Raw genomic sequence first — 22650 nt, 5'->3', positions numbered from 1 at the left:
GCCGGGGGTGCGGCTGGACGCGGGGGTGGAGTCGGGCAGTGTGATCGGTCCGGCGTGGGACTCGCTGCTGGCGAAGCTGATCGTGACCGGGCGTACCCGCAAGGAGGCGCTGGAGCGGGCCGGGCGTGCGCTGGCGGAGTTCCGGGTCGAGGGCATGGCCACGGCGATCCCGTTCCACCGCGCGGTGGTGGCGGACCCGGCGTTCGCGCCCGAGCTCACCGGCTCGGACCAGCCGTTCACGGTGCACACGCGGTGGATCGAGACGGAGTTCGTCAACGAGATCAAGCCCTTCACCGCCGCCGTGGACGCGGGAGCGGACGAGGAGGCCGACCGCGAGACCGTCGTCGTCGAGGTCGGCGGCAAACGCCTGGAGGTCTCCCTGCCCGCCTCCCTCGGCACGAGCCTGACCCGCCGCACCGGTCCGGCCGTCGCGGCGAGGCCGAAGCGCCGCGGGGCGGCGGTGCCCTCGCCGGCGGCCTCGGGCGACACCCTCGCCTCCCCGATGCAGGGCACGATCGTCAAGCTCGCCGTGGAGGAGGGCCAGGAGGTCCAGGAGGGCGACCTGGTCGTCGTCCTGGAGGCCATGAAGATGGAACAGCCCATCAACGCCCACCGCTCCGGCACGGTCAAGGGCCTCGCCGTCGAAGTCGGCGCCTCCCTCACCCCCGGCGCGGCCATCTGCGAGATCAAGGACTGATCGGCGTTGGCAGCACCGACGTACAACGACGTGATGGCCGAGGCGCTGGAGCGCCTGAGCACCGTGGGCTACGAACACGGGACGCGCACCCTGGTGAACCACGTCCCGATGGCCGCCGAGGCACTGGCGCACATGGGGTACACCGACGTCGTGTCCCCGTGGCTGGACCGGACGCTGAGCCGGCACGCCTACCACGAGGTGCCCGAACCGCGCTGGCGGCTGTCCCCGGACGATCCCGGCGAATGGCGCGCGGCGCTCGGCGACTTCAGCCGGGTGGGGGACTGGACCGCCATGTTCGCCCGCCAGCTGGAGGAGGAACCGTGGCGTGACGTACTGGCTCGCTGGTGGCCCCGGCTGGTGCCCGGCGTCCTGGCCATGCTGGGACACGGCGTGATCCGCACCGCACACGCCGTACGGGCCGTGGAGCGGGCGGGAGGGGACGACCGGCTGCAGCGGGACGAACTGGCCCGGGGGCTCGGTTACTGGGCGGCGCGGTACGAGCCCGGTTCCGGCGCCGCCGGCCCGGTTCCCCCGGAACCGGCCGGTGACGCGATGGAGGCGCTCGACCGGCTGACCGCGGACAACGCGGGCGTCTACGCGACCGCGCGCCAGCGGTTCCCGGTTCCGCTGATCCACGCCGTCACCACACCGGCGGCCGTGCGCCTGGTCTGCGCGCACCTGCCGGAAGAGCACGGGTGGCCGTCCTACCTCGCCACTGCCGAGGCCACCCGGATCATGCGGTCCACCTTCGCCGCGGGCCCCGCGACCACGGACCCGGAGCCGCTGCCGGACGCCCCCACGGCGGCCGAGACCTTCGCGACCGCCGTGGAGATCGGCGACGAGCACGCCATCAAGCTGGCCGAGGTCGCCGCACGGCACGCCACGCGGACACCGGACCACCGGTACGCGGCCGCGTCCCACACGGCGAACCGCGCGATCGCCCGGTTCACGCGATGAATCCCCGAAGCGCACGACAGGACACCGAGGAGAGGCAGATGGACGCGGCAGTGATAGTCGTGGGCGCCGGGCCCGCGGGCATGATGCTCGCCGGCGAGCTGAGGCTCGCCGGTGTCGACGTCATGGTCGTGGAGCGGTTGGCCGCGCGCACCGGTGAATCGCGCGGCCTGGGCTTCACGGCGCGCACCATGGAGATCTTCGACCAGCGGGGACTGCTGTCCCGGTTCGGGGAGATCGAGACCAGCAACGTCGGCCACTTCGGCGGCCTGCCGGTCGACTTCGGCGTGCTGGAAGGAGCGCACCAGGCGGCCAAGACCGTACCGCAGTCGGCCACCGAAACGGTCCTGGAGGAGTGGGCGACCGCGCTCGGCGCCGACATCCGCCGCAGCCACGAGGTGCTGTCCGTCACCGGCAAGGAGGACAGCGTCGAGGTCGAGATACGGGGCCCCTCGGGGGTGCAGACCGCGCGCGCCGAGTACGTGGTGGGCTGCGACGGCGGCCGCAGCACGGTGCGGAAGGCCGCGGGCTTCGACTTCCCCGGCACCGCCGCGACCATGGAGATGTTCCTGGCCGACGTGAAGGGGATCACCCTCGAACCCCGGATGATCGGCGAGACGCTCCCCGGCGGCATGGTGATGGTGGGACCGCTGCCCGGCGGTGTGACCCGCCTCATCGTCTGCGAGCGCGGCACTCCGCCGCAGCGCCGGGAGAAGCCGCCGGCCTGGGAGGAGGTGGCCGCGGCGTGGCAGCGCCTCACCGGTGACGACATCTCCCACGCCGAACCGGTGTGGGTGAGCGCGTTCGGCGACGCCACGCGCCAGGTCACGGAGTACCGCCGCGGCCGGGTGATCCTGGCCGGCGACGCGGCGCACATCCACCTGCCGGCCGGCGGCCAGGGCATGAACACCAGCATCCAGGACGCGGTGAACCTCGGCTGGAAGCTGGGCGCGGTGGTACGGGGCCGCGCCCCCGTGACGCTGCTGGACACCTACCACGCCGAACGGCACCCGGTGGGCCGGCGGCTGCTGATGAACACCCAGGCCCAGGGTCTGCTGTTCCTCAGCGGCTCGGAGGTGCAGCCGCTGCGCGACGTCATCTCGGAACTGATCGGGTACGAGGACGTCAGCCGGCACTTCGCCGCGATGGTCAGCGGTCTGGAGATCCGTTACGACGTCGACGGCGGGAGCCACCCGCTGCTGGGCCGTCGCATGCCGGACGTGAGCCTGACCGGGCACGCGCTGATCCGCCGGAGCATCGAGGCGTTCCGTCCCGCGCGGGGCGTGCTCTTCGACTTCGCCGACAACGCCGAGCTCCGGCGCAGGGCCGTGCCCTGGCGCGACCGGGTGGACCTGGTGACCGCGCAACCGCGCGAACTGTCCGCGCACAGCCAGCTCGCGGGCACGTCGGCGGTGCTCGTCCGGCCCGACGGATACGTCGCCTGGGCCGCGCCGGGAAGCCATGGCGACCTGCCCATGGCCCTCGAGCGCTGGTTCGGCCCGGCCATCTGATGCCCGCTCGCACGCGGGCACCATCACAGGGAGAGAGACCATGCACAGCTCACTGATCGTCGCCCGTATGGACGCGGCGTCACAGCACGAGGTGGCCCGCCTGTTCGGCGAGTTCGACCGGACGGAGATGCCGCACCTGATGGGGACGCGGCGCCGTCAGCTCTTCAGCTACCGGGGCCTGTACTTCCACCTGCAGGACTTCGACACGGACAACGGCGGCCAGTTGATCGAACAGGCCAAGGAGGACCCGCGGTTCGTGCGGATCAGCGAGGACCTGAAGCCCTTCATCGAGGCCTACGACCCGGCCACCTGGCGTTCGCCCGCCGACGCGCTGGCCCAGCGCTTCTACTCGTGGAAGAGCGAGACATGACCGGTCGGCGCGTGGTCATCACCGGCATCGGCGTACTGGCGCCCGGCGGCGTGGGGACCAGGAACTTCTGGGACCTGCTGAGCGCGGGCCGCACCGCCACCCGGGGCATCACCTTCTTCGACCCCTCCTCGTTCCGCTCGCGCGTCGCGGCCGAGATCGACTTCGACGCCGAGGCGCACGGGCTGTCCCCGCAGGAGATCCGGCGCATGGACCGGGCCGCGCAGTTCGCCGTCGTGGCCACCCGGGAGGCGCTCGCCGACAGCGGTGTCGCCCTGGACGACCACGAACCCCACCGCGTGGGCGTCACCGTCGGCAGTGCGGTGGGCGCCACCATGGGACTCGACCAGGAGTACCGGGTCGTCAGCGACGGCGGACGACTGGACTGCGTGGACCACGAGTACGCGGTGCCGCACCTGTACGACTACCTGGTACCCAGCTCGTTCGCGGCCGAGGTCGCGTGGGCGGTCGGCGCCGAGGGGCCCAGCACGGTGGTGTCCACCGGCTGCACCTCCGGCATCGACTCGGTGGGCTACGCCGTCGAGCTGATCCGTGAGGGCAGCGCCGACGTCATGGTCGCGGGCTCCTCGGACGCGCCGATCTCGCCGATCACGATGGCCTGCTTCGACGCCATCAAGGCGACCACGCCGCGCCACGACGAGCCCGAGCGCGCGTCGAGGCCCTTCGACGGCAGCCGCAACGGCTTCGTGCTGGGCGAGGGCGCGGCCGTCTTCGTGCTGGAGGAGCTCGAGGCGGCCCGGCGCCGTGGCGCCCGCGTCTACGCGGAGATCGCCGGCTACGCCACCCGCAGCAACGCCTATCACATGACCGGCCTGCGTCCGGACGGCGCGGAGATGGCCGAGGCGATCCGCTCGGCGCTCGCCGAGGCCCGGATCGATCCGCAGGACGTCGACTACATCAACGCGCACGGTTCGGGCACCAAGCAGAACGACCGGCACGAGACGGCGGCGTTCAAGCGGAGCCTGAAGGACCACGCGTACCGGGTGCCGGTGAGCTCCATCAAGTCGATGGTCGGCCACTCGCTGGGTGCCATCGGTTCGATCGAGATCGCCGCCTCGGCCCTGGCCATGCAGCACAACGTCGTGCCGCCCACGGCGAACCTGCACACCCCCGACCCGGAGTGCGACCTGGACTACGTGCCCCTGGAGGCACGTGAGTGGACCACGGACACGGTGCTCACGGTGGGGAGCGGTTTCGGCGGGTTCCAGAGCGCCATGGTGCTGGCCCGCCCCGAGAGGAGCTTGGCATGACCACCTCGGTGGCGGTGACGGGGATAGGGGCCGTGTCGCCGAACGGCCTGGGCACCAAGGACTTCTGGTCCGCCACCCGCGGCGGCAAGAGCGGCATCGGCCGCGTCACCCGGTTCGACCCGGCGCAGTACCCGGCCCAGCTGGCGGGTGAGGTACCGGGATTCCGCGCGGAGGAGCACCTGCCGAGCAGGCTGCTGCCGCAGACCGACCACATGACCCGACTCGCGCTGACCGCCGCGGACTGGGCCCTGGCCGACGCCGGGGTGCGCCCGGAGGAACTGCCCGAGTTCGACATGGGGGTGGTCACGGCCAGTTCCGCCGGCGGGTTCGAGTTCGGCCAGGGCGAGTTGCAGAAGCTGTGGAGCCAGGGCAGCCAGTACGTGAGCGCGTACCAGTCCTTCGCCTGGTTCTACGCCGTCAACAGCGGCCAGATATCCATCCGCAACGGGCTGAAGGGGCCCTCGGGCGTCCTGGTGAGCGACCAGGCCGGCGGGCTCGACGCGCTGGCGCAGGCCCGCCGCCAGATCCGCAAGGGAACACCGCTGATCGTCTCGGGCGGTGTCGACGGCGCGATCTGCCCGTGGGGCTGGGTGGCGCAGCTGACCGGCGGCCGGATCAGCACCAGCAACGAGCCGACCCGTGCCTACCTGCCGTTCGACGCCGACGCACGGGGCCACGTGCCCGGTGAGGGCGGGGCGATCCTGGTCCTGGAGGACCCCGAGGCCGCGCGCCGGCGCGGCGCGCGGACGTACGGGGAACTCCGCGGCTACGCGGCGACCTTCGATCCCCGCCCGGGCAGCGGCCGGCCCCCCGGGCTGCGGCGCACGATCGAGCTGGCCCTGGCCGACGCCGGTCTCACGCCGGACGACGTGGACGTCGTCTTCGCGGACGCGGCGGGCCTGCCCGACCTCGACCGGATCGAGGCGGAGGCCATCGGGGCGGTCTTCGGCCCGCGCGGTGTCCCCGTCACCGCGCCCAAGACCATGACCGGCCGGCTGTACGCCGGCGCCGGCCCGCTGGACGTGGCCGCCGCCCTGCTCTCCATGAACGACGGGCTGATCCCGCCCACCGTGAACGTCGTGCCCTCGCCCGACTACGAGCTGGACCTGGTCGTCGCCCAGCCGCGCCCCGCGGAGCTGCGCAGGGCGCTGGTGCTCGCGCGCGGCCAGGGCGGCTTCAACTCCGCGGTGGTCCTCCAGGCTTCCGGCCACTGAGCCGGAACACGCGCGCCCTTCACCGTCTCCACCCCCCTGCGGCGGTGAGGGGCGCGCCTTTCGCAACCCCACACGAACCGAGGCCCCGGGCCTCCGATCGAAAGGCATCGACGTGAGCAGCACGCGCACCTTCACCTTCGACGACCTCAAGCGCATCCTGCTGGAAGGAGCCGGTGCCGAAGAGGGGGTCGACCTCGACGGCGACATCCTCGACACGGGATTCGAGGAGCTGGGTTACGAGTCCCTGGCCCTGCTGGAGACCGGCGGCCGCATCGAGCGCGAGTACGGCATCACCCTCGACGACTCGGTCCTGACGGACGCCGTCACGCCGCGTCTGCTCATCGCCGTGGTCAACGAGCACATCACAGCCGCCGCGGACGTCGCGGCCTGATCCGCCCGCCCGTCGAGGGGGCCGGCCCGGCCGCCCCGTCCGACGGGCGCCTCACCAGGGGAGAACCCAGATGTCGCAGCACAGTCAACGCGTCGCCGTCGTCACCGGAGCCACCAGCGGCATAGGGCTGGCCACGGCCCGGCTCCTGGCCGAGCAGGGGCACCAGGTCTTCATCGGCGCGCGGAGCGCCGAGAACGTGGTCTCGACGGTCAAGCTGCTGAGGAACGAAGGGCTCGACGTCGACGGCGCTCCGCTCGACGTGCGGTCGCCCGAGAGCACGGAGGAGTTCGTCCGGGCCGCGACCGCCCGCTTCGGACCGATCGACGTCCTGGTCAACAACGCGGGCCGCAGTGGTGGCGGCGTCACCGCGGACATCGAGGACGAGTTGTGGAACGACGTCATCGAGACGAACCTGAACAGCGTCTTCCGGATGACCCGGGCCGTGCTCAACACCGGTGGGATGCGCGGCAAGGACCGCGGCAGGATCATCAACATCGCCTCCACCGCGGGCAAGCAGGGCGTGGTGCTCGGCGCTCCGTACTCCGCCTCCAAGCACGGAGTCGTCGGCTTCACCAAGGCCCTCGGCAACGAGCTCGCACCGACGGGCATCACGGTCAACGCGGTCTGCCCGGGGTACGTCGAGACACCGATGGCACAGCGTGTCCGGCAGGGCTACGCCGCGGCGTACGGCACCACCGAGGAGACGATCCTCGACAAGTTCACCGCCAAGATCCCGCTGGGCAGGTACTCGACACCGGAGGAGGTGGCCGGCCTGGTCGGCTACCTCGCGTCGGACACCGCCGCCTCCATCACCGCACAGGCACTCAACGTCTGCGGCGGACTGGGCAACTTCTGAGCCGTCCCGTCCCACAACCTAGGAGCCACGAGTATGTCTCAGCCCGGACTGCGCGAGGTGGAGCACGAGATCACGGTCTCGGCACCGGCCGCCGACGTGTACCGGCTCATCGCCGAGGTGGAGAACTGGCCCCGGCTCTTCCCGCCGTCGATCTACGTCGACCATGTGGAGCGCACCGACACCGAGGAGAAGATCCGGATCTGGGCCACCGCCAACGGCGAGGCCAAGAACTGGACGTCGCGCCGCGTGCTGGACCCGGACCGGCTGCGCATCGAGTTCCGTCAGGAGGTGACCACTCCGCCGGTGGCGGACATGGGCGGAACCTGGATCGTCGAGCCGATCTCCGACTCCGCGTCACGGCTGCGGCTGCTGCACGACTACCGGGCGATCGACGACGACCCGGAGAAGCTGAAGTGGATCGACGAGGCCGTCGACCGCAACTCGCGCAGCGAACTGGCCGGTCTGAAGGACAACCTCGAGTTCGTCGCCTCCTCCGAGGAGCTGACGTTCTCCTTCGAGGACACCGTGGAGATCGCCGGCTCCGCGAAGGACGTCTACGACTTCATCAACGAGGCCGGCCTGTGGTCCGAGCGGCTGCCGCACGTGGTCACCGTGCGGCTGACCGAGGACGTGCCGGGACTGCAGACGCTGGAGATGGACACCCGGGCCAAGGACGGCTCGGTGCACACCACCAAGTCGTACCGCGTCTGCCTGCCGCACAAGAAGATCGCGTACAAGCAGACCACCCTTCCGGCGCTGATGAGCCTGCACACCGGCTACTGGACGTTCACGGAGACGGAGCGCGGGGTCGCCGCGTCCTCACAGCACACCGTCGTCATCCGCCCGGAGAACATCGCGTCGATCCTGGGGCCGGACGCCGGGATCGCCGACGCCAAGGCCTACGTCCAGGCGGCACTGAGCACCAACAGCCGGGCGACGCTCGGCCACGCCAAGGACTACGCCGAAGCCCGGCGCTGATCCGATGACGGCCGTCGACACCCATGTCATCGTCGTCGGCGCGGGTCCCGTGGGCCTCATGCTCGCCGGCGAACTCAGGCTGGGGGGCGCGGAGGTGATCGTCCTGGAGCAGCGGGACGGCCCCACCACGGAGTCCCGCGCCTCGACCCTGCACGCGCGGACCATGGAACTGTTCGACCAGCGCGGACTGCTCGACGAGCTCGGCACGCCGCCGAACGTGCCGATGGGCCACTTCGGCGGCATCCCCCTCGACCTGCGCCTCGACAGTCCCTTCACGGGACAGTGGAAGGTCCCGCAGACGCGGACCGAGGAACTGCTCGGCGCCTGGTCGCGCCGGCTCGGCGCCGAGCTGCGCGTCGCGCACCGGGTACGCGCCCTCGTGCAGCACCACGACCGGGTCGAGGTCGAGGCCGACGGCCCACGGGGCCGGGTACGCCTCTTCGCACGCTACGTCGTCGGCTGCGACGGCGAGGACAGCACGGTGCGGGAGCTGACCGGTCTCCCCTTCCCCGGGACGTCCGCCGAACGCGAGCTGATCCGGGGCGACATCGCCGGGATCGACATCCCGGACAGGCGTTTCCAGCGGTTGGAGAAGGGCCTGGCCATCGCGGCGCGCGGGGCCGGCGGAGTCACCCGGGTGATGGTCCACCAGTTCGGCCGCCCCGCCGGGACCCGCGTCTCGGAGCCGGACCACGCCGAACTGGCCGACGTGTGGCGCACGGTCACCGGTGAGGACATCACGGCGGGCGTGCCCCTGTGGGTCAACTCCTTCGGCGACGCCTCCCGCCAGGCGTCCCGCTACCGGGACCGGCGCGTGCTCCTCGCCGGCGACGCCGCCCACCAGCAGATGCCGATCGGCGGACAGGCACTGAACCTCGGGCTCCAGGACGCCGTGAACCTCGGGTGGAAGCTGGCGGCGGTCGTGCTCGGCCGCGCCCACGAGCCGCTCCTGGAGAGTTACCACGAGGAGCGCCACGCCGTGGGCCGCGAGGTGCTCTCCGGCATCCGGGCGCAGGCGCGCCTGCTGCTCGGCGGACCCGAGGTCGAGCCGCTGCGCTCCGTCCTGGGCGAGCTGATCGCCTACGAGGACGTGCGCGGGCACCTCGCGGGCACGATCAGCGGCCTCGGCATCCGCTACGGCTCCGGCCGGGAGCACCCGTTGTGCGGGACACGGCTGCCGCACACCGAGCTGACCGTGGGCACCACGGCCACCTCCACCACCGTGCTGCTGCGCCGCGCGCGCGGGCTCCTGCTCCACCCGGCGTCCGAGCGCGGCGACGGCGTGCTCGCGGCCGCCGCCCCGTGGGCGGACCGGGTCGACACCGTCGTCGCCGCCGCGCCGGCCGGCCCACTGGCCGACGGGACCACCGTGCTGGTGCGTCCCGACGGTTACGTGGGCTGGGCCGGAACCGACGAGGAAGGCCTGCTCGCCGCGCTCGGCCGCTGGTTCGGGAGCGCGACAGCCGCTCCCGGCGGCAGCGCGCGGCGCACCACCCCGTACGACGTGCGGCGCCCCAGCGCGCGGCACGTCACGACCCACGAACGTCGACATCACAGGAGAAGCACCATGGGCAACCTGACCGGCAGGACGGCGCTCGTCACCGGGGCGAGCCGGGGCATGGGCCGGGCGACCGCCGAGCGCCTGGCCCGCGAGGGCGCACTCGTCGCCGTGCACTACTCGACCTCCCGGGAAGCGGCCGAGGAGGTCGTCTCCGGCATCGAGAGCGACGGCGGCCGGGCCTTCACGGTGCAGTCCGAACTCGGCGCGCCGGGCGGCGTCCACGAGCTGTTCCTCGGACTGGAGGAGGGGCTCAAGGAGCGCACCGGGTCCACCGAGCTCAACATCGTGGTCAACAACGCCGGGGTGATGGGCGGCGTGAAGCCGGAGGACACCACGCCCGAGCAGTTCGACCGGCTCGTCGCCGTCAACGCCAAGGCGCCGTTCTTCATCATCCAGCGCGCCCTGCCGAACATGCCCGACGGGGGCCGGATCATCAACATCTCCTCGGGACTCACCAAGTTCGCCAACCCCGACGAGATCGCGTACGCCATGACCAAGGGCGCCGTCGAGATGCTCGCCCTGCACTTCGCCAAGCACCTCGGGCCGCGCGGCATCACCGTCAACAGCGTGGCGCCGGGCATCACGCGCAACAGCAACCCGGTGTTCGACATCCCGGAGGCGGTCGAGCAGATGGCGGCCCTCTCCACGTTCAACAGGGTCGGCGAACCCCGGGACATCGCCGATGTGGTCGCCTTCCTCGCCTCGGACGACGCCCGCTGGATCACGGGCGCCTTCATCGACGCCAGCGGCGGGACACTCCTCGGCTGACCGTCCCCCCGCGCGGCCACGCCTTCCCCGAAGCGAAGGAGAATCGTGCGCAGTTCGTCTTCCGCCTCCGCCTCCGCCCCCCGGCCCCCGTCGACGGCGGCACCGGCCGGGGCCTCGGCGCTCCGGCTGTGGGGACTGCTCTTCGTTCTCGCCGGGAACATGCTCATCGACGCGCTGGAAGTGTCCGTGGTGGTCGTCGCGCTGCCGTCGATCGGCGCGGACCTCGGCCTGCCGCTGACCTCGGCCCAGTGGATGATGACCGGGTTCGCCATCGGGTTCGGCGGGCTGATGCTGTTCGGCGGCCGGGTCGTCGAGCGCCTGGGCCGCCGCGAGGTCTATCTCGCCGCGCTCGTGGGCTTCGCGGCGGCCTCGGTGGCCGGCGCGCTCGTCGACGACGTGCGGCTGCTGGTGGCCACCCGCGTCGTGAAGGGGTTCTGCGCCGCGCTGACCGCCCCGACCGGTCTGGCGATCATCCAGACCGCCTACCCGGAGGGCCCGCTGCGCGACCGGGCCCTGTCCGTCTACACGCTGTTCGGCGCCAGCGGCTTCACGGCCGGGCTGCTGCTGTCCGGCGTGCTGACGGCGGTCGACTGGCGGCTGACGTTCGCCTTCCCGGCCCCCGTCGTGCTGGTGCTCTTCTTCTTCGGGCTGCGCCTGATCCCGGGCACGGACCGGAAGGCCGGCCGGCGGCCCGGCGACGACGGGCCACCACGGTACGACGTGGCGGGTGCCGCCACCTGGACGGCCGGACTGCTCACGCTGGTCGGAGGCACGGTGTCCGTGCCGACGCACGGCTGGACCGGTCTGCGCTCCGGCGGACTGCTCGCCGCGTCGGCGGTGCTGTTCGTGGCCTTCGTCCTGGTCGAACGGCGCACCCCCCACCCCCTGGTGCGGTTCACGTTCCTCACCCACGGCCCGCTGGTCCGTTCGGCCCTGGGCGCCGCGGCGCTGAACGGCTCGTACCTGGGTCTGCTGTTCGTCCTCACCTACGAGTTGCAGACGCTGCACGGCTGGCACCCGCTGAGGGCCGCGCTCGCCCTCGTGCCGGCGGCAGCCCCCCTCGCGGTCACCGCACTGCTGTCGGGCCGGATGGTCGCCGCCTTCGGCACCGCGCGGCTCATCGCCGTGGGGGCGGTCTTCCCCCTGGCCGGATACGTCTGGCAGGTGCGCCAGTCGTGGCCGCTCGACTACGCAACCACCGTACTGCCGACGACGCTGCTGGTCGGGGCCGGTTTCGTCCTGTCCTTCGCCGCGCTGAACACACAGGCCACCTCGCAGCTGCCGCCACCGGAACGGCGCGCGGGCGCCGGTCTGTACCAGACCGCGGTCCAGGCCGGGGCGGCGCTCGTGCCGGCTCTCGTCGCCGCGCTGCTCGTCGCGCACCGACCCGCCGCCGGCGCGCCGCCGGCGGAGTTCCTGGCAGCCTGCCGCCCCGCCCTGGTCCTGGTGGCTCTCGTCGGAGCGCTCGGCCTGCTCGTGGGAGTGGCGGGGGCACGGCCGCGCCGTGACTGAGGACGGACCCCACGACAGCCGAACCGTTCCTCGACGGCATCCCTTGCGGGCCGGATCACCGGGCTGCCGCCGCACCCCCTGGAGCAGGACCCGTTCAACCTCACGACACGGTGGCCGGGGGCGGCACCGACCGGCCACGAATCCAAGTCAGGAGAGTGACGTCCATGTCGGCACGGGAGAGGACCCTGACCGGGTCCACCGACGGGAACAGGTCCGGATGGACCACCGACGAGCGGTTGGAGGAATTGCGCCTGATCAAGAAGGAGGTCCTGCAGGGGCCCGGTCCGGAGGCCACCGAGCGCCAGCACGCCCGCGGGAAGCTGACGGCGCGCGAACGCATCGACCTGCTGCTCGACGAGGGCTCCTTCACCGAGGTGGAGCCCCTGCGCAGGCATCGCGCGACCGGCTTCGGGATGCAGGCCAACCGCCCCTACACGGACGGTGTGGTCACGGGCTGGGGCACGGTCTTCGGCCGCACCGTGTTCGTCTACGCCCACGACTTCCGGATCTTCGGCGGTGCGCTGGGCGAGGCGCACGCCTCCAAGATCCACAAAGTGATGGACATGGCGCTCGCCGCGGGCGCGCCCCTGGTGTCGTTGAACGACGGTGCGGGCGCCCGCATCCAGGAGGGGGTCAGCGCGCTGGCGGGCTACGGCGGCATCTTCCGCCGCAACACCAAGGCCTCCGGCGTCATCCCGCAGATCTCGGTGATGCTCGGACCGTGCGCGGGCGGTGCGTCCTACAGCCCGGCGCTCACCGACTTCGTCTTCATGGTGCGCGGCATCTCGCAGATGTTCATCACGGGACCCGACGTGGTCCGCGCGGTGACCGGCGAGGAGATCACCCAGGACGGCCTGGGCGGTGCGGACGTGCACGCCACCACCTCCGGCGTGTCGCACTTCGTCTACCCCGACGTGCGCAGCTGCCTCGAGGACGTCCGCTACCTGCTCTCGCTGCTGCCCTCGAACAACCGCGAGCTGCCCCCCGCCGCCCCCTGCGACGACCCGGTCGACCGCAGCTGTGACGCGCTGCTGAAGCTGGTCCCGGACGACCCGAGCGCCGTCTACGACGTCCGCGCCGTCATCGAGGACATCGTGGACGACGGGGACTACTTCGAGGTGCACGCGGCCTGGGCGACCAACGTGGTGTGCGCGCTCGCGCGCCTGGGCGGCGAGGTGGTGGGCGTCGTGGCCAACCAGCCGTCGTCCTACGCCGGGGTGCTCGACATCGACGCGAGCGAGAAGGCCGCCCGCTTCGTGCAGTTCTGCGACGCCTTCAACATCCCCCTGGTGACCCTGATCGACGTACCGGGCTTCCTGCCGGGCGTGGCCCAGGAACACAACGGCATCATCCGCCACGGGGCCAAACTGCTGTACGCCTACTGCAACGCGACGGTCCCCCGCATCTCCCTGGTGCTGCGCAAGGCGTACGGCGGCGCCTACATCGTCATGGACTCCCTCTCCATCGGCGCCGACCTCGCGCTGGCCTGGCCGAGCAACGAGATCGCGGTGATGGGCGCCGAGGGGGCGGCGAACGTCATCTTCCGCCGTGAGATCAACGCGGCCCCCGACCCCGAGGAGATGCGGCAGCAGAAGATCAAGGAGTACAAGGCGGAGCTGATGCACCCCTACTACGCCGCTGAGCGGGGGCTGGTGGACGACGTGATCGACCCGCGTGACACACGGCGGATCATCATCAGGTCGCTGGCCATGCTGCGTGCCAAGCACGTCGACCTGCCGGGCCGCAAGCACGGCAACCCTCCGCAGTGAGCGCGGACGACGGGCACGGCCCGGCCGCCGGCGGCAGCGAGCCGGCCGACCGGTTCCCGGTCATCAAGGTGGTCAGGGGCCGGCCGGAACCGGCCGAGCTCGCCGCGCTGACCACGGTGCTGCTGGCCCGCGCCGCGGCCCTGGCCCGGCCGGAACCGGCACCGGCTCCGGCCACCGCGGGCTGGAGCCGGCCCGAACGCATACCCCACCACCGCGACCCGCGGGGCCGATGGGCTCCGGGACGAGGGCGCTGACCCGAAGCCGAGAGGAAGGGGACCACGATGGACACCGAACCCCCCGATCCGCCGGGCGACACCGGCTCGGCACCGCCCCTGCTGCTGGCCGGTGAGCAGGAGGACCCCACCGAGCCGCACATCATCCGCAGCATCGACTGACACACCCCGGGGGGACTGGCCGATGACAGTGCCGACACACGCGCACCCCGTGTCCGCCGGCGTACGCCGCGTCACGCTGCTCCACGCGGGCATTCCGCTCTCCGGACTGCTGGCCGAACCGCGACACGGCCGGCCGCGCGCGGCGGTGGTGTGCCTGCACGGCGGCGGGATGAGCGCCGCCTACTTCGACGGCCAGGCCCACCCGGATGTCTCCCTGCTCGCGCTCGGGGCCCGCCTGGGCTACAGCGTCCTCGCCCTGGACCGCCCCGGCTACGGGGCGTCGGCCGTCACGACGCCGCAGGGCCAGACCCTGGCCGAGCAGTCCGCGACCCTGAGCGCCGCGCTGCGGGGCTTCGCCGCCGACCACGACATCGGGGCCGGGATGTTCCTCCTGGCGCACTCCTACGGCGGCAAAGTGGCGCTCACCATGGCCGCCGACATGGCCGAGGGCGAACTGATCGGCCTCGACGTCTCCGGCTGTGGGAACCGGCACGCCGCGGAGGCGGCGCGCTACGCCGCCGCGCCCGGGGGCAGGGTCGGCCACCGGCTGAACTGGGGACCACTGCACCTCTACCCACCGGGCACGTTCCGTGCGAGTGCGTCCGTGGTCGCGCCCCTGCCGGAACGGGAGCGGCTCGAGTGGAGCAGCTGGCCGGAGCGGTACGGCCGGCTCGCCCCCCGCCTGCGGCTGCCCGTGCGGCTGACCTTCGCCGAGCACGAGGCCTGGTGGCGCCACGACGATGCGGCGATCACCGACCTGACGCGCTCGCTCGCCGTGCCGCACACCGTGGACCGCCTGCCGGGCGCGGGTCACAACATCAGTCTCGGCTGGTCGGCCCGCACGTACCACCTGCGGGCCCTGGCGTTCTTGGAGGAGTGCCTCGCCCGGCACGGGACGGGCTCCTTGCTGCCGTTGTAGGTCACTTCAACTGCGGCCGTCCGAAAGGGATTTGACGAGTCGATCTCCGACTGTCACGCTTCTTCGGACAGCACAGGTGTGTCTTCTTCCCCGTGCTGCCCCCGTCGGCCGCATCTCCGCCGCCGACGGTCCTTCCCGCTGGGCGCAGCCCTTCGCCGTCGGCCTCGGACCGTGCCGACGGCTGCGTGCCTCAGCCCCGTCCGAACGCCCTGCCGTGTGCGGTGCGCATTCATGCCCTATTCAGGAGGACTCACGTGGCCACTCGACGTACCGCACTCGGTGCCGGACTGGGCGTGGTCGGTGCGACGCTGGTGACCGGCGCCGCACTGACCCCGGTCGCCACCCGACAAGCTGCGGCCGCCGAGCCCGCGGGCGCCGTGGTGAAGGCGTCGGACGACGCCATGACCGTCTCCGACAGGTTCAGCGTCGCCATGCCCGTTCCGCCCGTGCTCCGGCCGGTCTCGACCGCGGGGGGATGGGACGTGTACGACGTCACCATGCGTCCCGCCGAGTGCGAGATCATCCCCGGCGTGCGCTCCAGCGTGCTCACGTACAACGGAAGCTTCCCCGGCCCCACGATCATGGCGCGGTCGGGGCGTCCCGTGATCGTCCGCCAGCGCAACGCGCTGACGATGCCCACCTCCGTCCACCTGCACGGGGCGTCCGTCGCCCAGGAGCACGACGGCGCCCCGATGGACACGATCGCCCCGGGGGCGAGCCGCACCTACTTCTACCCCAACCGGCAGCCGCACGCGTCGCTCTGGTACCACGACCACGCCCACCACATGGAGGCCGAGCACGTCTACCGCGGCCTGTCCGGCTCCTACCTGCTCACCGACTCCGTCGAGCAGGCGCTGCCCCTGCCCTCCGGGGCCTACGACGTCCCCATCGCCATGAGGGACGTGCACATCGACGGCGAGGGCAACCTCGCCTACACGATGGGCGACCCGGAGCGGACGACCATCCTCGCCAACGGGAAGGCGTACCCCTACTTCCGGGTGGCCGCCCGGAAGTACCGCTTCCGGCTGCTGAACTCGGCCAACATCAGGGCCTTCGACCTGCGTCTCTCGGACGGTTCGGAGATCGTCCGGATCGGCTCCGACGGCGGGCTGCTGCCGCGTCCGTACACCACCGACAGGATCTTCCTGTCGGCCGGTGAGCGTGCCGACGTGGTGATCGACTTCTCCCGGTACCCCGTGGGCACCGGGATCGTCCTGGAGAACAGCGCGCCTCCGGGGGACCTGGCGAAGATCGGGCAGGTGCTCCGGTTCGAGGTCGACCGCACGGCGCGCGACGACAGCGAGATCCCGGCCGTCCTGCGCTCCCTGCCCCGGCTGCCCGAGCCCACCGGGGAGCGCACGATCAAGCTCACCATGCAGCCGCCGAACGCGTTCATCGACGACAAGGTGTACGACCCCGACCGGGTCGACGCCTTCGTGCGCCACGGCGCCAGCGAGGTGTGGACCGTCGTCAACGCCAATGAGGTGTTCCCGCACAACTTCCACATGCACCTGGTGCAGTTCCGGGTCCTGGAGCGCAACGGCCAGACCCCGCCCCCCTCCGACGCGGGTCTCAAGGACACGGTCAACCTGATGCCGGGGGAGACGGTCAAACTGCAGGCCACGTTCGACACGTACCGGGGTTCGTACGTCTACCACTGCCACATGCTCGACCACTCCGCCATGGGCATGATGGCCACCATGAAGATCGGTTAGGTGGTCCGCGGACCATCGGCGGACCGTGCGACACCCGAGGCCCGCGTCCTGACGGACGCGGGCCTTTTTTTCATGGAGGGGCGGGTGGAGGACCGTTCACCCCGTGGAGGGGCGGCCACCGGCCGTGCGACCCGGCGGGCGGGACGACGGGGCCCCGGCCGACGCCCCGGTCACTTGGCGTCCGCGTAGCACTCCACCACCGCCGTCGTGAACGGGAACCGCACCGGTGTCTGTCCGAAGGTCAGCCGGCCGGCCAGGTCCGCGGCCTCCCGGATCGCCGCCACCACCGTCTCCGCCTCCTCCTCGGGACAGTGCACGATCACCTCGTCGTGCTGGAAGAAGACCAGCTCGGCCGCCATGCCGCTCAGGGTCCGCCGCAGCGCGGCGAGCAGCAGCAGGGCCCAGTCGGCGGCGCTGCCCTGCACCACGAAGTTGCGGGCGAAGCGGCCGCGGGCGCGGGCGTCGGTCGAGGCGTGGCCCGGCACCCACGGGCGGGCGTCGGACTCCTGTTCCTCCTCCGCGACCGGGATGCCCGCCTCCTCCGCCGCGTCGTCCGTCGTACGGACGGCCGGCGGGCAGGTGCGGCCCAGCCAGGTCCGTACGAGCCGGCCCTCCTCGCCCGCGCGGGCGGCCTCGTCGACGTAGGCCACCGCCCGGGGGAAGCGGCGGCGGAGCGCGGCGAGGTTCTTCAGGCCGTCGCCGGAGGTCTGGCCGTAGACCGCGCCGAGGACGGCGAGTTTGGCCTGTGCGCGGTCGCCGGAGAAGGCGCGGTCGGACACCGACTGGTACAGGTCGCCCTCCCGGCCCGCGACCTCCATCAGACCGGGGTCGCGGGAGATGGCCGCCAGGACGCGCGGCTCCATCTGGTCGGCGTCGGCGACGACGAGCCGCCAGCCGGGGTCGGCGACGGCCGCGCGGCGGATCACCCTGGGGATCTGCAGGGCACCCCCGCCGTTGGTGACCCAGCGGCCGGTCACCGTCCCGCCGGCGAGGAACTCGGGCCGGAAGCGGCCGTCGCGCACCCAGTCCTGGAGCCAGGACCAGCCGTGGGCGACCCAGATCCGGTACAGCTTCTTGTACTCGACCAGGGGCGTGACGGCCGGGTGGTCGACGGACTCGATCTCCCAGCGGCGGGTCGAGGTGATCCTGACGCCGGCCTGCGCGAACGCCTTCACCACGTCGGCCGGCAGGTCGGGCCGGACCCGGCGGCCGAAGGCGGCGGACACCTCGTCGGCGAGCTCGGCGAGCCGGCGCGGCTCCCCGCCGCCCGCGTACCGCTCGCCCAGCAGGTCGCGCAGCACCGCGCGGTGCACGTCCGCCCGCCAGGGCAGTCCCGCGCGGTTCATCTCGGCGGCGACCAGCGTCCCCGCGGACTCGGCGGCCGTCAGCAGCCGCATCCGGTCCGGGTGCGCGGTCCGGTCGGTGCGCCGCTGCTGCTCGGCGTAGACCGCGAGGAGGTCCGTCAGCGGCAGCCGGACGCCCCGGGGCTCGAAGAGGGAGGGCTGGGCGCCCGGATCGGCCTGGCGCTGCGGCGGGTCGGGCGGTACGGGGCCGCCGCGCAGCCGGGCCAGCGCGGCCGCGGCCGAACGGGGTTCCCCGTGCCGCCCCTCGTGGCCGAGGAGGAGGGTCTCGGCGGCCTCGACGTCGTAGGCCCGCTCCACCCGCACCCCCGTGGCGAGCAGGCGCGGGTAGACCTCGGCGGTGGACCGCCACACCCACCGCGTGACCCCGGGACGGCTCCGTACGGCCTCGGCGGGGTCCGCCTCCCGCAGCACGGGACCGGCGGGCAGCCCGTCGGGGCCGAGGGGGGCGACGTCCACGCCACCGTCCTCGGCCGGAGCGAGCGCCCACCGGCCGGTCATGCCGCGAGTGTGGCAGGGGGGTCTGACAACGCCCCCGGTCAGCCCTCCCGGCCGGGCTCGTCCTCCGTCCGGGTCTCGACGTACTGCGCCAGCACCTCGGCGACGTACCGCTCGGTGGCGGACTTGGTGACGCCGAGGCCGTTGAGGAGGCCCTCGCCGTTCTCGTGCTCCAGCAGGGCGAGCAGGATGTGCTCGGTGCCGATGTAGTTGTGGCCGAGGCGGAGGGCCTCGCGGAAGGTGAGTTCCAGGACCTTCTTGGCCGCCGGTCCGTACGGCACCAGCTCGGGGGCGTCCTCGACGGCCGGCGGGAGCGCCGCGCGGGCGGCCGCGCGGACCGCCTCCACGGTGACGCCCTGCTCGGTGATCGCCTTGACCGCCAGGCCCTGCGGCTCGGCCAGCAGGCCGAGGACCAGGTGTTCCGGGAGACCCTCGGCGTTGTGCGCGGCCTGGGCCTCGCCGTGCGCGGCCATGACCGTGTTGCGGGCGCGGGGCGTGTAGCGGTCGAAGCCCTGGCTCGGGTCGAGGTCGTTGCCCTCCTTGGGCACGAAGCGCTTCTGGGCCGCCTGCCGGGTGACGCCCATGCTCTTGCCGATGTCCGTCCAGGAGGCGCCCGAACGCCGGGCCTGGTCCACGAAGTGGCCGATCAGGTGGTCGGCCACGTCGCCGAGGTGCTCACCGGCGAGCACCGCGTCCTGGAGCTGTTCCAGGGGCTCCTCGTGGACCTTCTTGATGGCCGCGATGAGGTCGTCGAGACGCACGGATGACTTGATGGTCGGGTTCGTCGTCATGTGTCAACCGTAAGTTGACAGTCGGAGGGTGTCAACTCGCAGTTGACACCTGTGGGTGAATTCCCGGGACGTGGCACGATCGGCCCGTGAGTACGTCCAGCACCGTCGACCGGGCCTTCCGGGCCGCCCTCTACGACACCGGCGACGCCGCCCTCGACGCCGGCGCGTCCCTGCTCGCCGCCGATCCGGCGGCCGACGCCGAACTCGACCGACGGGGCGAGGAGTTCGTGGCGACCGCCTGGCGGCGCGGCTGGCAGCCCGCCGACGTGGTGCGGATCGTCCGGCGCGAGCTGGACGACGTCCACGTACGGCTCGTCTCCGCGCTGATCCGCGCGCAGGCGCCGTGCGACGACCGGCCGCGCGGGCCCCGCTGGAAGGCGCAGCTCGACGGGCTGAGGACGGACGGCGCCCCGCGCGGTGACCGCTTCTCGCACGTCACGGCGGTCCTGGAGCTGTACCGCCTGCTGCTGCGCCTGCCCGTCCTCGAACCCCTCGACGAGACGGCCGCGCCGGGCCCGCGGGACCGGCGGCCGGAGTCCCGCGTGCTCGGCCGCGTCCGCGCGCTGCTGGCCAAGGCGGAGGCGACCGGGTTCCCGGAGGAGGCGGAGGCGCTCAGCGCCAAGGCGCAGGAGCTGATGGCGCGGCACAGTCTCGACGAGGCGCTGCTCGCCGCCCGGGAGCCCTCGGCGGAGGCGCCGGGAGCCTGCCGGATCGGGGTGGAGCCGCCGTACGAGCAGGCCAAGGCGGTGCTGCTGGACGCGGTCGCCGGCGCGAACCACTGCCGGGCCGTGTGGAACGAACCGCTCGGCTTCTCCACCGTGGTCGGCTTCGCCCCCGACCTGGAGGCGGTGGAACTCCTCTACACCTCACTGCTCGTGCAGGCCACCACGGCGATGGCCGGGGCGGAGGCCGCGCAGCGGGCGGGTGGACGCAAGCGGACCAAGACCTTCCGGCAGTCCTTCCTCGCCGCCTACGCGCACCGCGTGGGGACGCGGCTCGCGGCCGCCGCCGAGACCCGGGTGAGCGACGACCTGCTCCCGGTCCTCGCCTCCCGCGCGGTGGCGGTCACCGAGCGGACGGACCGCCTCTTCCCGGAGACGACGACCACCCGGCTGCGCGGGGTGAGCGACGCGGCGGGCTGGGAGGAGGGCGCCCGCGCGGCGGACGACGCACAGGTCGGGTCCCGGCCGCGCCTCCCCTGAGCGGTCAGTCCCCCGCCTGCTGGTAGGCGCTCACGGAGATCCTGTGACCGGCCGGGCCGCCGGCCGCGACCGGGCCGTACGTCCAGCGGAAGCTCCGGGCGCCGGAGAGCTCGACCCGCAGGTCCTCGGCGTCGAAGGCGCCGTCGCCGGCCGTGCCGCGTTCGTAGGTGAGGGTGAACGACGCGGAGTCGCCCTTGGCCAGGGTCAGCTTCTGGGCCGTGGCGCCCTCGGTCGGCGGCACCTCGACGGCGACGGAGTCACCGGCGCCGACCAGCCGCACCTCGGGGAAGCCGTCCAGGGTGCAGGTGGCGCTCCGGTTGGTGAAGCCGACGGGGACCTCGCCGGTGTCCCCGGCGGCCGGCGCGATGCTCGCGGGTCCGACCTCCATGCTCACCGTGTCGACCGAGCAGGTGGTGCTCTCCCGCTTCCCGTCGCCGCCCCCGTCCCCGCCCGCGCCGCCGCAGGCGGCCAGCAGGAGGAGCGCGGCGAGGGCGGCGGGGACGGCGGCCGGCGTGGTGCGCATGACGGGTCCTCTGGGTCCGTGGAGGTCTTCACCGGCCATCATCACGCACCCGCCGCCGGTCCGTCCCGGGGACACTCCTCAGGAGCCCGATCCCACCGCCGGCAGCCCCGTCGGGAGCGAGCCGCCCTCGGCCCTGGTGTACGTCTCGGTGCCGAGGGCGCCCTCCCAGGTGACCTTCAGGGAGTCCTCGCCGACGCGGTCGACCGTGCCGCTCGCCCGGTCCTCGGTGCCGTCGTCGCACTTCAGACGGATCGAGTGGGTCCGGGCCCGCTCCCGCGCGGTGCCGCTGCACACGGGACCGCCGGTGGCGAAGAGGGCGGCGTCCCCACCGTGGACCATCAGGGCCACGGCCTTGCCGTCGGCCGTGGTGAGCCAGCTGCCCTCCAGCGCGCCAGCCGGGGCCGTGCCCGCGGCGGAGCCCCCGGTGCCGCCACCGGAGTCCGCGCTCGCCGCGGCGGACGGGGTGGGGCCGGCCGCGGAGCCGTCCGGGTCGCCGGAGCCGTCCCCGCTGCACGCGGTCAGCGCGAGCGCGCCGGCCAGGCCCACGGCCGCGGCTGCGACCCGTGCGCGTCGGGAGCGCCGGGAGCGCGACCCGCGCGATGACGGCGATACGGGCTGGTACGTCACCGGAACCTCCGAAGTCACTGCGGGCCCCCGCTGCGGCCGGCCCCGTCGGCCGGCCGGCCGCCGCCAGCTAACAGGACCCGCCCGGCGCCCCACCAGCCCCCGTGACGCACCTCGCACCGTGGGGGTGAGGCGCGCGACGGACCGGCGCGGGCCGGCGTGGGGGCCGCGGGGGGGCGCACGAGGGAACACAACGGCCTCCGCGTGCGTCTCTCAGGGGGCGGGGTCCGGGTGAAGCGTCCTCCGGAGCGGGGGACGTGGGGCCGGCAGGGCTGTGATGAGGGGAACACCCCGCGTGCACGTGCATCTGCTCATGCATTTGCACTTGAACAAAGCTATGATCCCGGTCAGTTGACCACTGCATCAATGGCCACACCAGCCAGTGCACCAGCGGGGAGCGACCTGTGGACCACGACGTGTACGACGGTGACGTGTACGACGGTGCCGACGCGTCCGGCGTGTACAACGGCATGGCGGCCACCAGGCTGGACGGTGTGGCCTGGCAGAAGAGCCGGCACAGCAACTCGCAGGGTTCCTGCGTGGAGTTCGCCCGGCTGCCCGGTGGCGAGGTGGCCGTGCGCAACTCCCGCTTCCCCGACGGCCCCGCGCTCGTCTACACCCGCGCGGAGATCGAGGCCATGCTGCTGGGCGTGAAGGACGGCGAGTTCGACCACCTGGTCGTCGGCTGACCGGCACTCCGGTCCGGGGACGCGTCCCCGGGCGCCCGGGAGGAGCCGTGCCTCCGGGGGACCGGAGCACCCGGGGCGGCGTCG

Annotated in this window: 21 protein-coding genes; 17 read left to right on the top strand and 4 right to left on the bottom strand. The window is 72.9% G+C overall.

Annotated features, from left to right (window positions below; translation table 11 throughout):
- The 15 genes from ABTY20_RS15240 to ABTY20_RS15165 form a co-directional block, all read left to right on the top strand.
- Positions 1-697, top strand: a 697-nt coding sequence (locus ABTY20_RS15240) for a biotin/lipoyl-containing protein (protein ID WP_351997469.1), incomplete at its 5' end; no start/stop codon positions are given.
- A gap of 6 nt (positions 698-703) precedes the next feature.
- Complete coding sequence (locus ABTY20_RS15235; RefSeq protein ID WP_351997468.1) at positions 704-1654, top strand: hypothetical protein; 951 nt, start codon at positions 704-706, stop codon at positions 1652-1654.
- Positions 1655-1692: 38 nt separating this feature from the next.
- Positions 1693-3162 (top strand): FAD-dependent monooxygenase, encoded by a 1470-nt coding sequence (locus tag ABTY20_RS15230; protein WP_351997467.1) that lies wholly within the window; start codon positions 1693-1695, stop codon positions 3160-3162.
- Between the two features lie 40 nt (positions 3163-3202).
- Complete coding sequence (locus tag ABTY20_RS15225; protein ID WP_351997466.1) at positions 3203-3532, top strand: TcmI family type II polyketide cyclase; 330 nt, start codon at positions 3203-3205, stop codon at positions 3530-3532.
- Positions 3529-4800: a beta-ketoacyl-[acyl-carrier-protein] synthase family protein gene (locus tag ABTY20_RS15220; protein ID WP_351997465.1), complete on the top strand. Its 1272-nt coding sequence runs from the start codon at positions 3529-3531 to the stop codon at positions 4798-4800. The genes ABTY20_RS15225 and ABTY20_RS15220 overlap by 4 nt, the downstream gene beginning before the upstream one ends.
- Positions 4797-6014, top strand: a complete 1218-nt coding sequence (locus tag ABTY20_RS15215) for a ketosynthase chain-length factor (RefSeq protein WP_351997464.1) — start codon at positions 4797-4799, stop codon at positions 6012-6014. Before ABTY20_RS15220 ends, ABTY20_RS15215 begins: the two co-directional genes overlap by 4 nt.
- Positions 6015-6126: 112 nt before the next feature.
- Positions 6127-6405 (top strand): acyl carrier protein, encoded by a 279-nt coding sequence (locus tag ABTY20_RS15210; protein WP_351997463.1) that lies wholly within the window; start codon positions 6127-6129, stop codon positions 6403-6405.
- A gap of 70 nt (positions 6406-6475) precedes the next feature.
- Complete coding sequence (fabG, locus tag ABTY20_RS15205) at positions 6476-7261, top strand: 3-oxoacyl-ACP reductase FabG (RefSeq protein ID WP_351997462.1); 786 nt, start codon at positions 6476-6478, stop codon at positions 7259-7261.
- Between the two features lie 33 nt (positions 7262-7294).
- Positions 7295-8239 (top strand): aromatase/cyclase, encoded by a 945-nt coding sequence (locus tag ABTY20_RS15200; RefSeq protein ID WP_351997461.1) that lies wholly within the window; start codon positions 7295-7297, stop codon positions 8237-8239.
- A 4-nt stretch (positions 8240-8243) separates the two neighbouring features.
- A complete protein-coding gene (locus tag ABTY20_RS15195; protein WP_351997460.1) occupies positions 8244-10568 on the top strand; it encodes an SDR family oxidoreductase in 2325 nt (774 codons plus the stop codon).
- A gap of 45 nt (positions 10569-10613) precedes the next feature.
- Positions 10614-12080 (top strand): MFS transporter, encoded by a 1467-nt coding sequence (locus ABTY20_RS15190; RefSeq protein ID WP_351997459.1) that lies wholly within the window; start codon positions 10614-10616, stop codon positions 12078-12080.
- A 164-nt stretch (positions 12081-12244) separates the two neighbouring features.
- Positions 12245-13849 carry an acyl-CoA carboxylase subunit beta gene (locus ABTY20_RS15185; protein WP_351997458.1) on the top strand — a complete coding sequence of 535 codons (1605 nt, stop codon included), beginning with the start codon at positions 12245-12247 and terminating at the stop codon, positions 13847-13849.
- Entirely contained in the window at positions 13846-14103 is a 258-nt protein-coding gene (locus tag ABTY20_RS15180; RefSeq protein WP_502991811.1) for an acyl-CoA carboxylase subunit epsilon, read from the top strand. The genes ABTY20_RS15185 and ABTY20_RS15180 overlap by 4 nt, the downstream gene beginning before the upstream one ends.
- A 163-nt stretch (positions 14104-14266) precedes the next feature.
- Positions 14267-15163, top strand: coding sequence for an alpha/beta hydrolase family protein (locus ABTY20_RS15170; RefSeq protein WP_351997456.1), 897 nt, complete (start codon positions 14267-14269; stop codon positions 15161-15163).
- A 254-nt stretch (positions 15164-15417) separates the two neighbouring features.
- On the top strand, positions 15418-16878 hold the full coding sequence (locus tag ABTY20_RS15165) for a multicopper oxidase family protein (protein WP_351997455.1): 1461 nt from the start codon (positions 15418-15420) through the stop codon (positions 16876-16878).
- Between the two features lie 170 nt (positions 16879-17048).
- Here the strand turns inward: ABTY20_RS15165 and ABTY20_RS15160 are convergent, their stop codons facing one another.
- Together ABTY20_RS15160 and ABTY20_RS15155 are read right to left on the bottom strand one after the other, a co-directional pair.
- Entirely contained in the window at positions 17049-18740 is a 1692-nt protein-coding gene (locus ABTY20_RS15160) for a bifunctional 3'-5' exonuclease/DNA polymerase (protein WP_351997454.1), read from the bottom strand.
- Positions 18741-18778: 38 nt separating this feature from the next.
- The gene (locus ABTY20_RS15155; protein WP_351997453.1) at positions 18779-19528 is read right to left on the bottom strand and encodes a Clp protease N-terminal domain-containing protein; all 750 of its coding nucleotides are present in this window, start codon (positions 19526-19528) and stop codon (positions 18779-18781) included.
- Between the two features lie 86 nt (positions 19529-19614).
- Between ABTY20_RS15155 and ABTY20_RS15150 the strand changes: the two genes are divergently transcribed.
- A complete protein-coding gene (locus tag ABTY20_RS15150) occupies positions 19615-20730 on the top strand; it encodes a DUF2786 domain-containing protein (RefSeq protein ID WP_351997452.1) in 1116 nt (371 codons plus the stop codon).
- A gap of 4 nt (positions 20731-20734) precedes the next feature.
- Here ABTY20_RS15150 and ABTY20_RS15145 read toward each other — a convergent pair whose 3' ends face one another.
- On the bottom strand, positions 20735-21253 hold the full coding sequence (locus tag ABTY20_RS15145; RefSeq protein ID WP_351997451.1) for a DUF4232 domain-containing protein: 519 nt from the start codon (positions 21251-21253) through the stop codon (positions 20735-20737).
- A 78-nt stretch (positions 21254-21331) separates the two neighbouring features.
- Positions 21332-21799, bottom strand: a complete 468-nt coding sequence (locus ABTY20_RS15140) for a hypothetical protein (RefSeq protein WP_351997450.1) — start codon at positions 21797-21799, stop codon at positions 21332-21334.
- 482 nt (positions 21800-22281) lie between these two features.
- Here ABTY20_RS15140 and ABTY20_RS15135 point away from each other — a divergent pair, with 482 nt between their 5' ends.
- Entirely contained in the window at positions 22282-22566 is a 285-nt protein-coding gene (locus ABTY20_RS15135) for a DUF397 domain-containing protein (protein ID WP_030828063.1), read from the top strand.
- Positions 22567-22650: the final 84 nt, after the last annotated feature.

Origin of the sequence: Streptomyces sp. NPDC126497, from assembly GCF_040302425.1 — a bacterium.
GTDB lineage: Bacteria > Actinomycetota > Actinomycetes > Streptomycetales > Streptomycetaceae > Streptomyces.
Note: the sequence above shows the minus strand (reverse complement) of the source record. Positions and strands in the feature narration are given on the sequence as shown.

Excerpts from the sequence above, each read along its gene's own strand:
- ABTY20_RS15215 (WP_351997464.1), top strand. The coding sequence starts at position 4,797 with ATGACCACCTCGGTGGCGGTGACGGGGATAGGGGCCGTGTCGCCGAAC.
- ABTY20_RS15220 (WP_351997465.1), top strand. The coding sequence starts at position 3,529 with ATGACCGGTCGGCGCGTGGTCATCACCGGCATCGGCGTACTGGCGCCC.
- ABTY20_RS15185 (WP_351997458.1), top strand. The coding sequence starts at position 12,245 with ATGTCGGCACGGGAGAGGACCCTGACCGGGTCCACCGACGGGAACAGG.
- ABTY20_RS15155 (WP_351997453.1), bottom strand. The coding sequence starts at position 19,528 with ATGACGACGAACCCGACCATCAAGTCATCCGTGCGTCTCGACGACCTC.
- ABTY20_RS15195 (WP_351997460.1), top strand. The coding sequence starts at position 8,244 with ATGACGGCCGTCGACACCCATGTCATCGTCGTCGGCGCGGGTCCCGTG.
- ABTY20_RS15225 (WP_351997466.1), top strand. The coding sequence starts at position 3,203 with ATGCACAGCTCACTGATCGTCGCCCGTATGGACGCGGCGTCACAGCAC.
- ABTY20_RS15170 (WP_351997456.1), top strand. The coding sequence starts at position 14,267 with ATGACAGTGCCGACACACGCGCACCCCGTGTCCGCCGGCGTACGCCGC.
- fabG (WP_351997462.1), top strand. The coding sequence starts at position 6,476 with ATGTCGCAGCACAGTCAACGCGTCGCCGTCGTCACCGGAGCCACCAGC.
- ABTY20_RS15230 (WP_351997467.1), top strand. The coding sequence starts at position 1,693 with ATGGACGCGGCAGTGATAGTCGTGGGCGCCGGGCCCGCGGGCATGATG.
- ABTY20_RS15200 (WP_351997461.1), top strand. The coding sequence starts at position 7,295 with ATGTCTCAGCCCGGACTGCGCGAGGTGGAGCACGAGATCACGGTCTCG.
- ABTY20_RS15160 (WP_351997454.1), bottom strand. The coding sequence starts at position 18,740 with ATGACCGGCCGGTGGGCGCTCGCTCCGGCCGAGGACGGTGGCGTGGAC.
- ABTY20_RS15145 (WP_351997451.1), bottom strand. The coding sequence starts at position 21,253 with ATGCGCACCACGCCGGCCGCCGTCCCCGCCGCCCTCGCCGCGCTCCTC.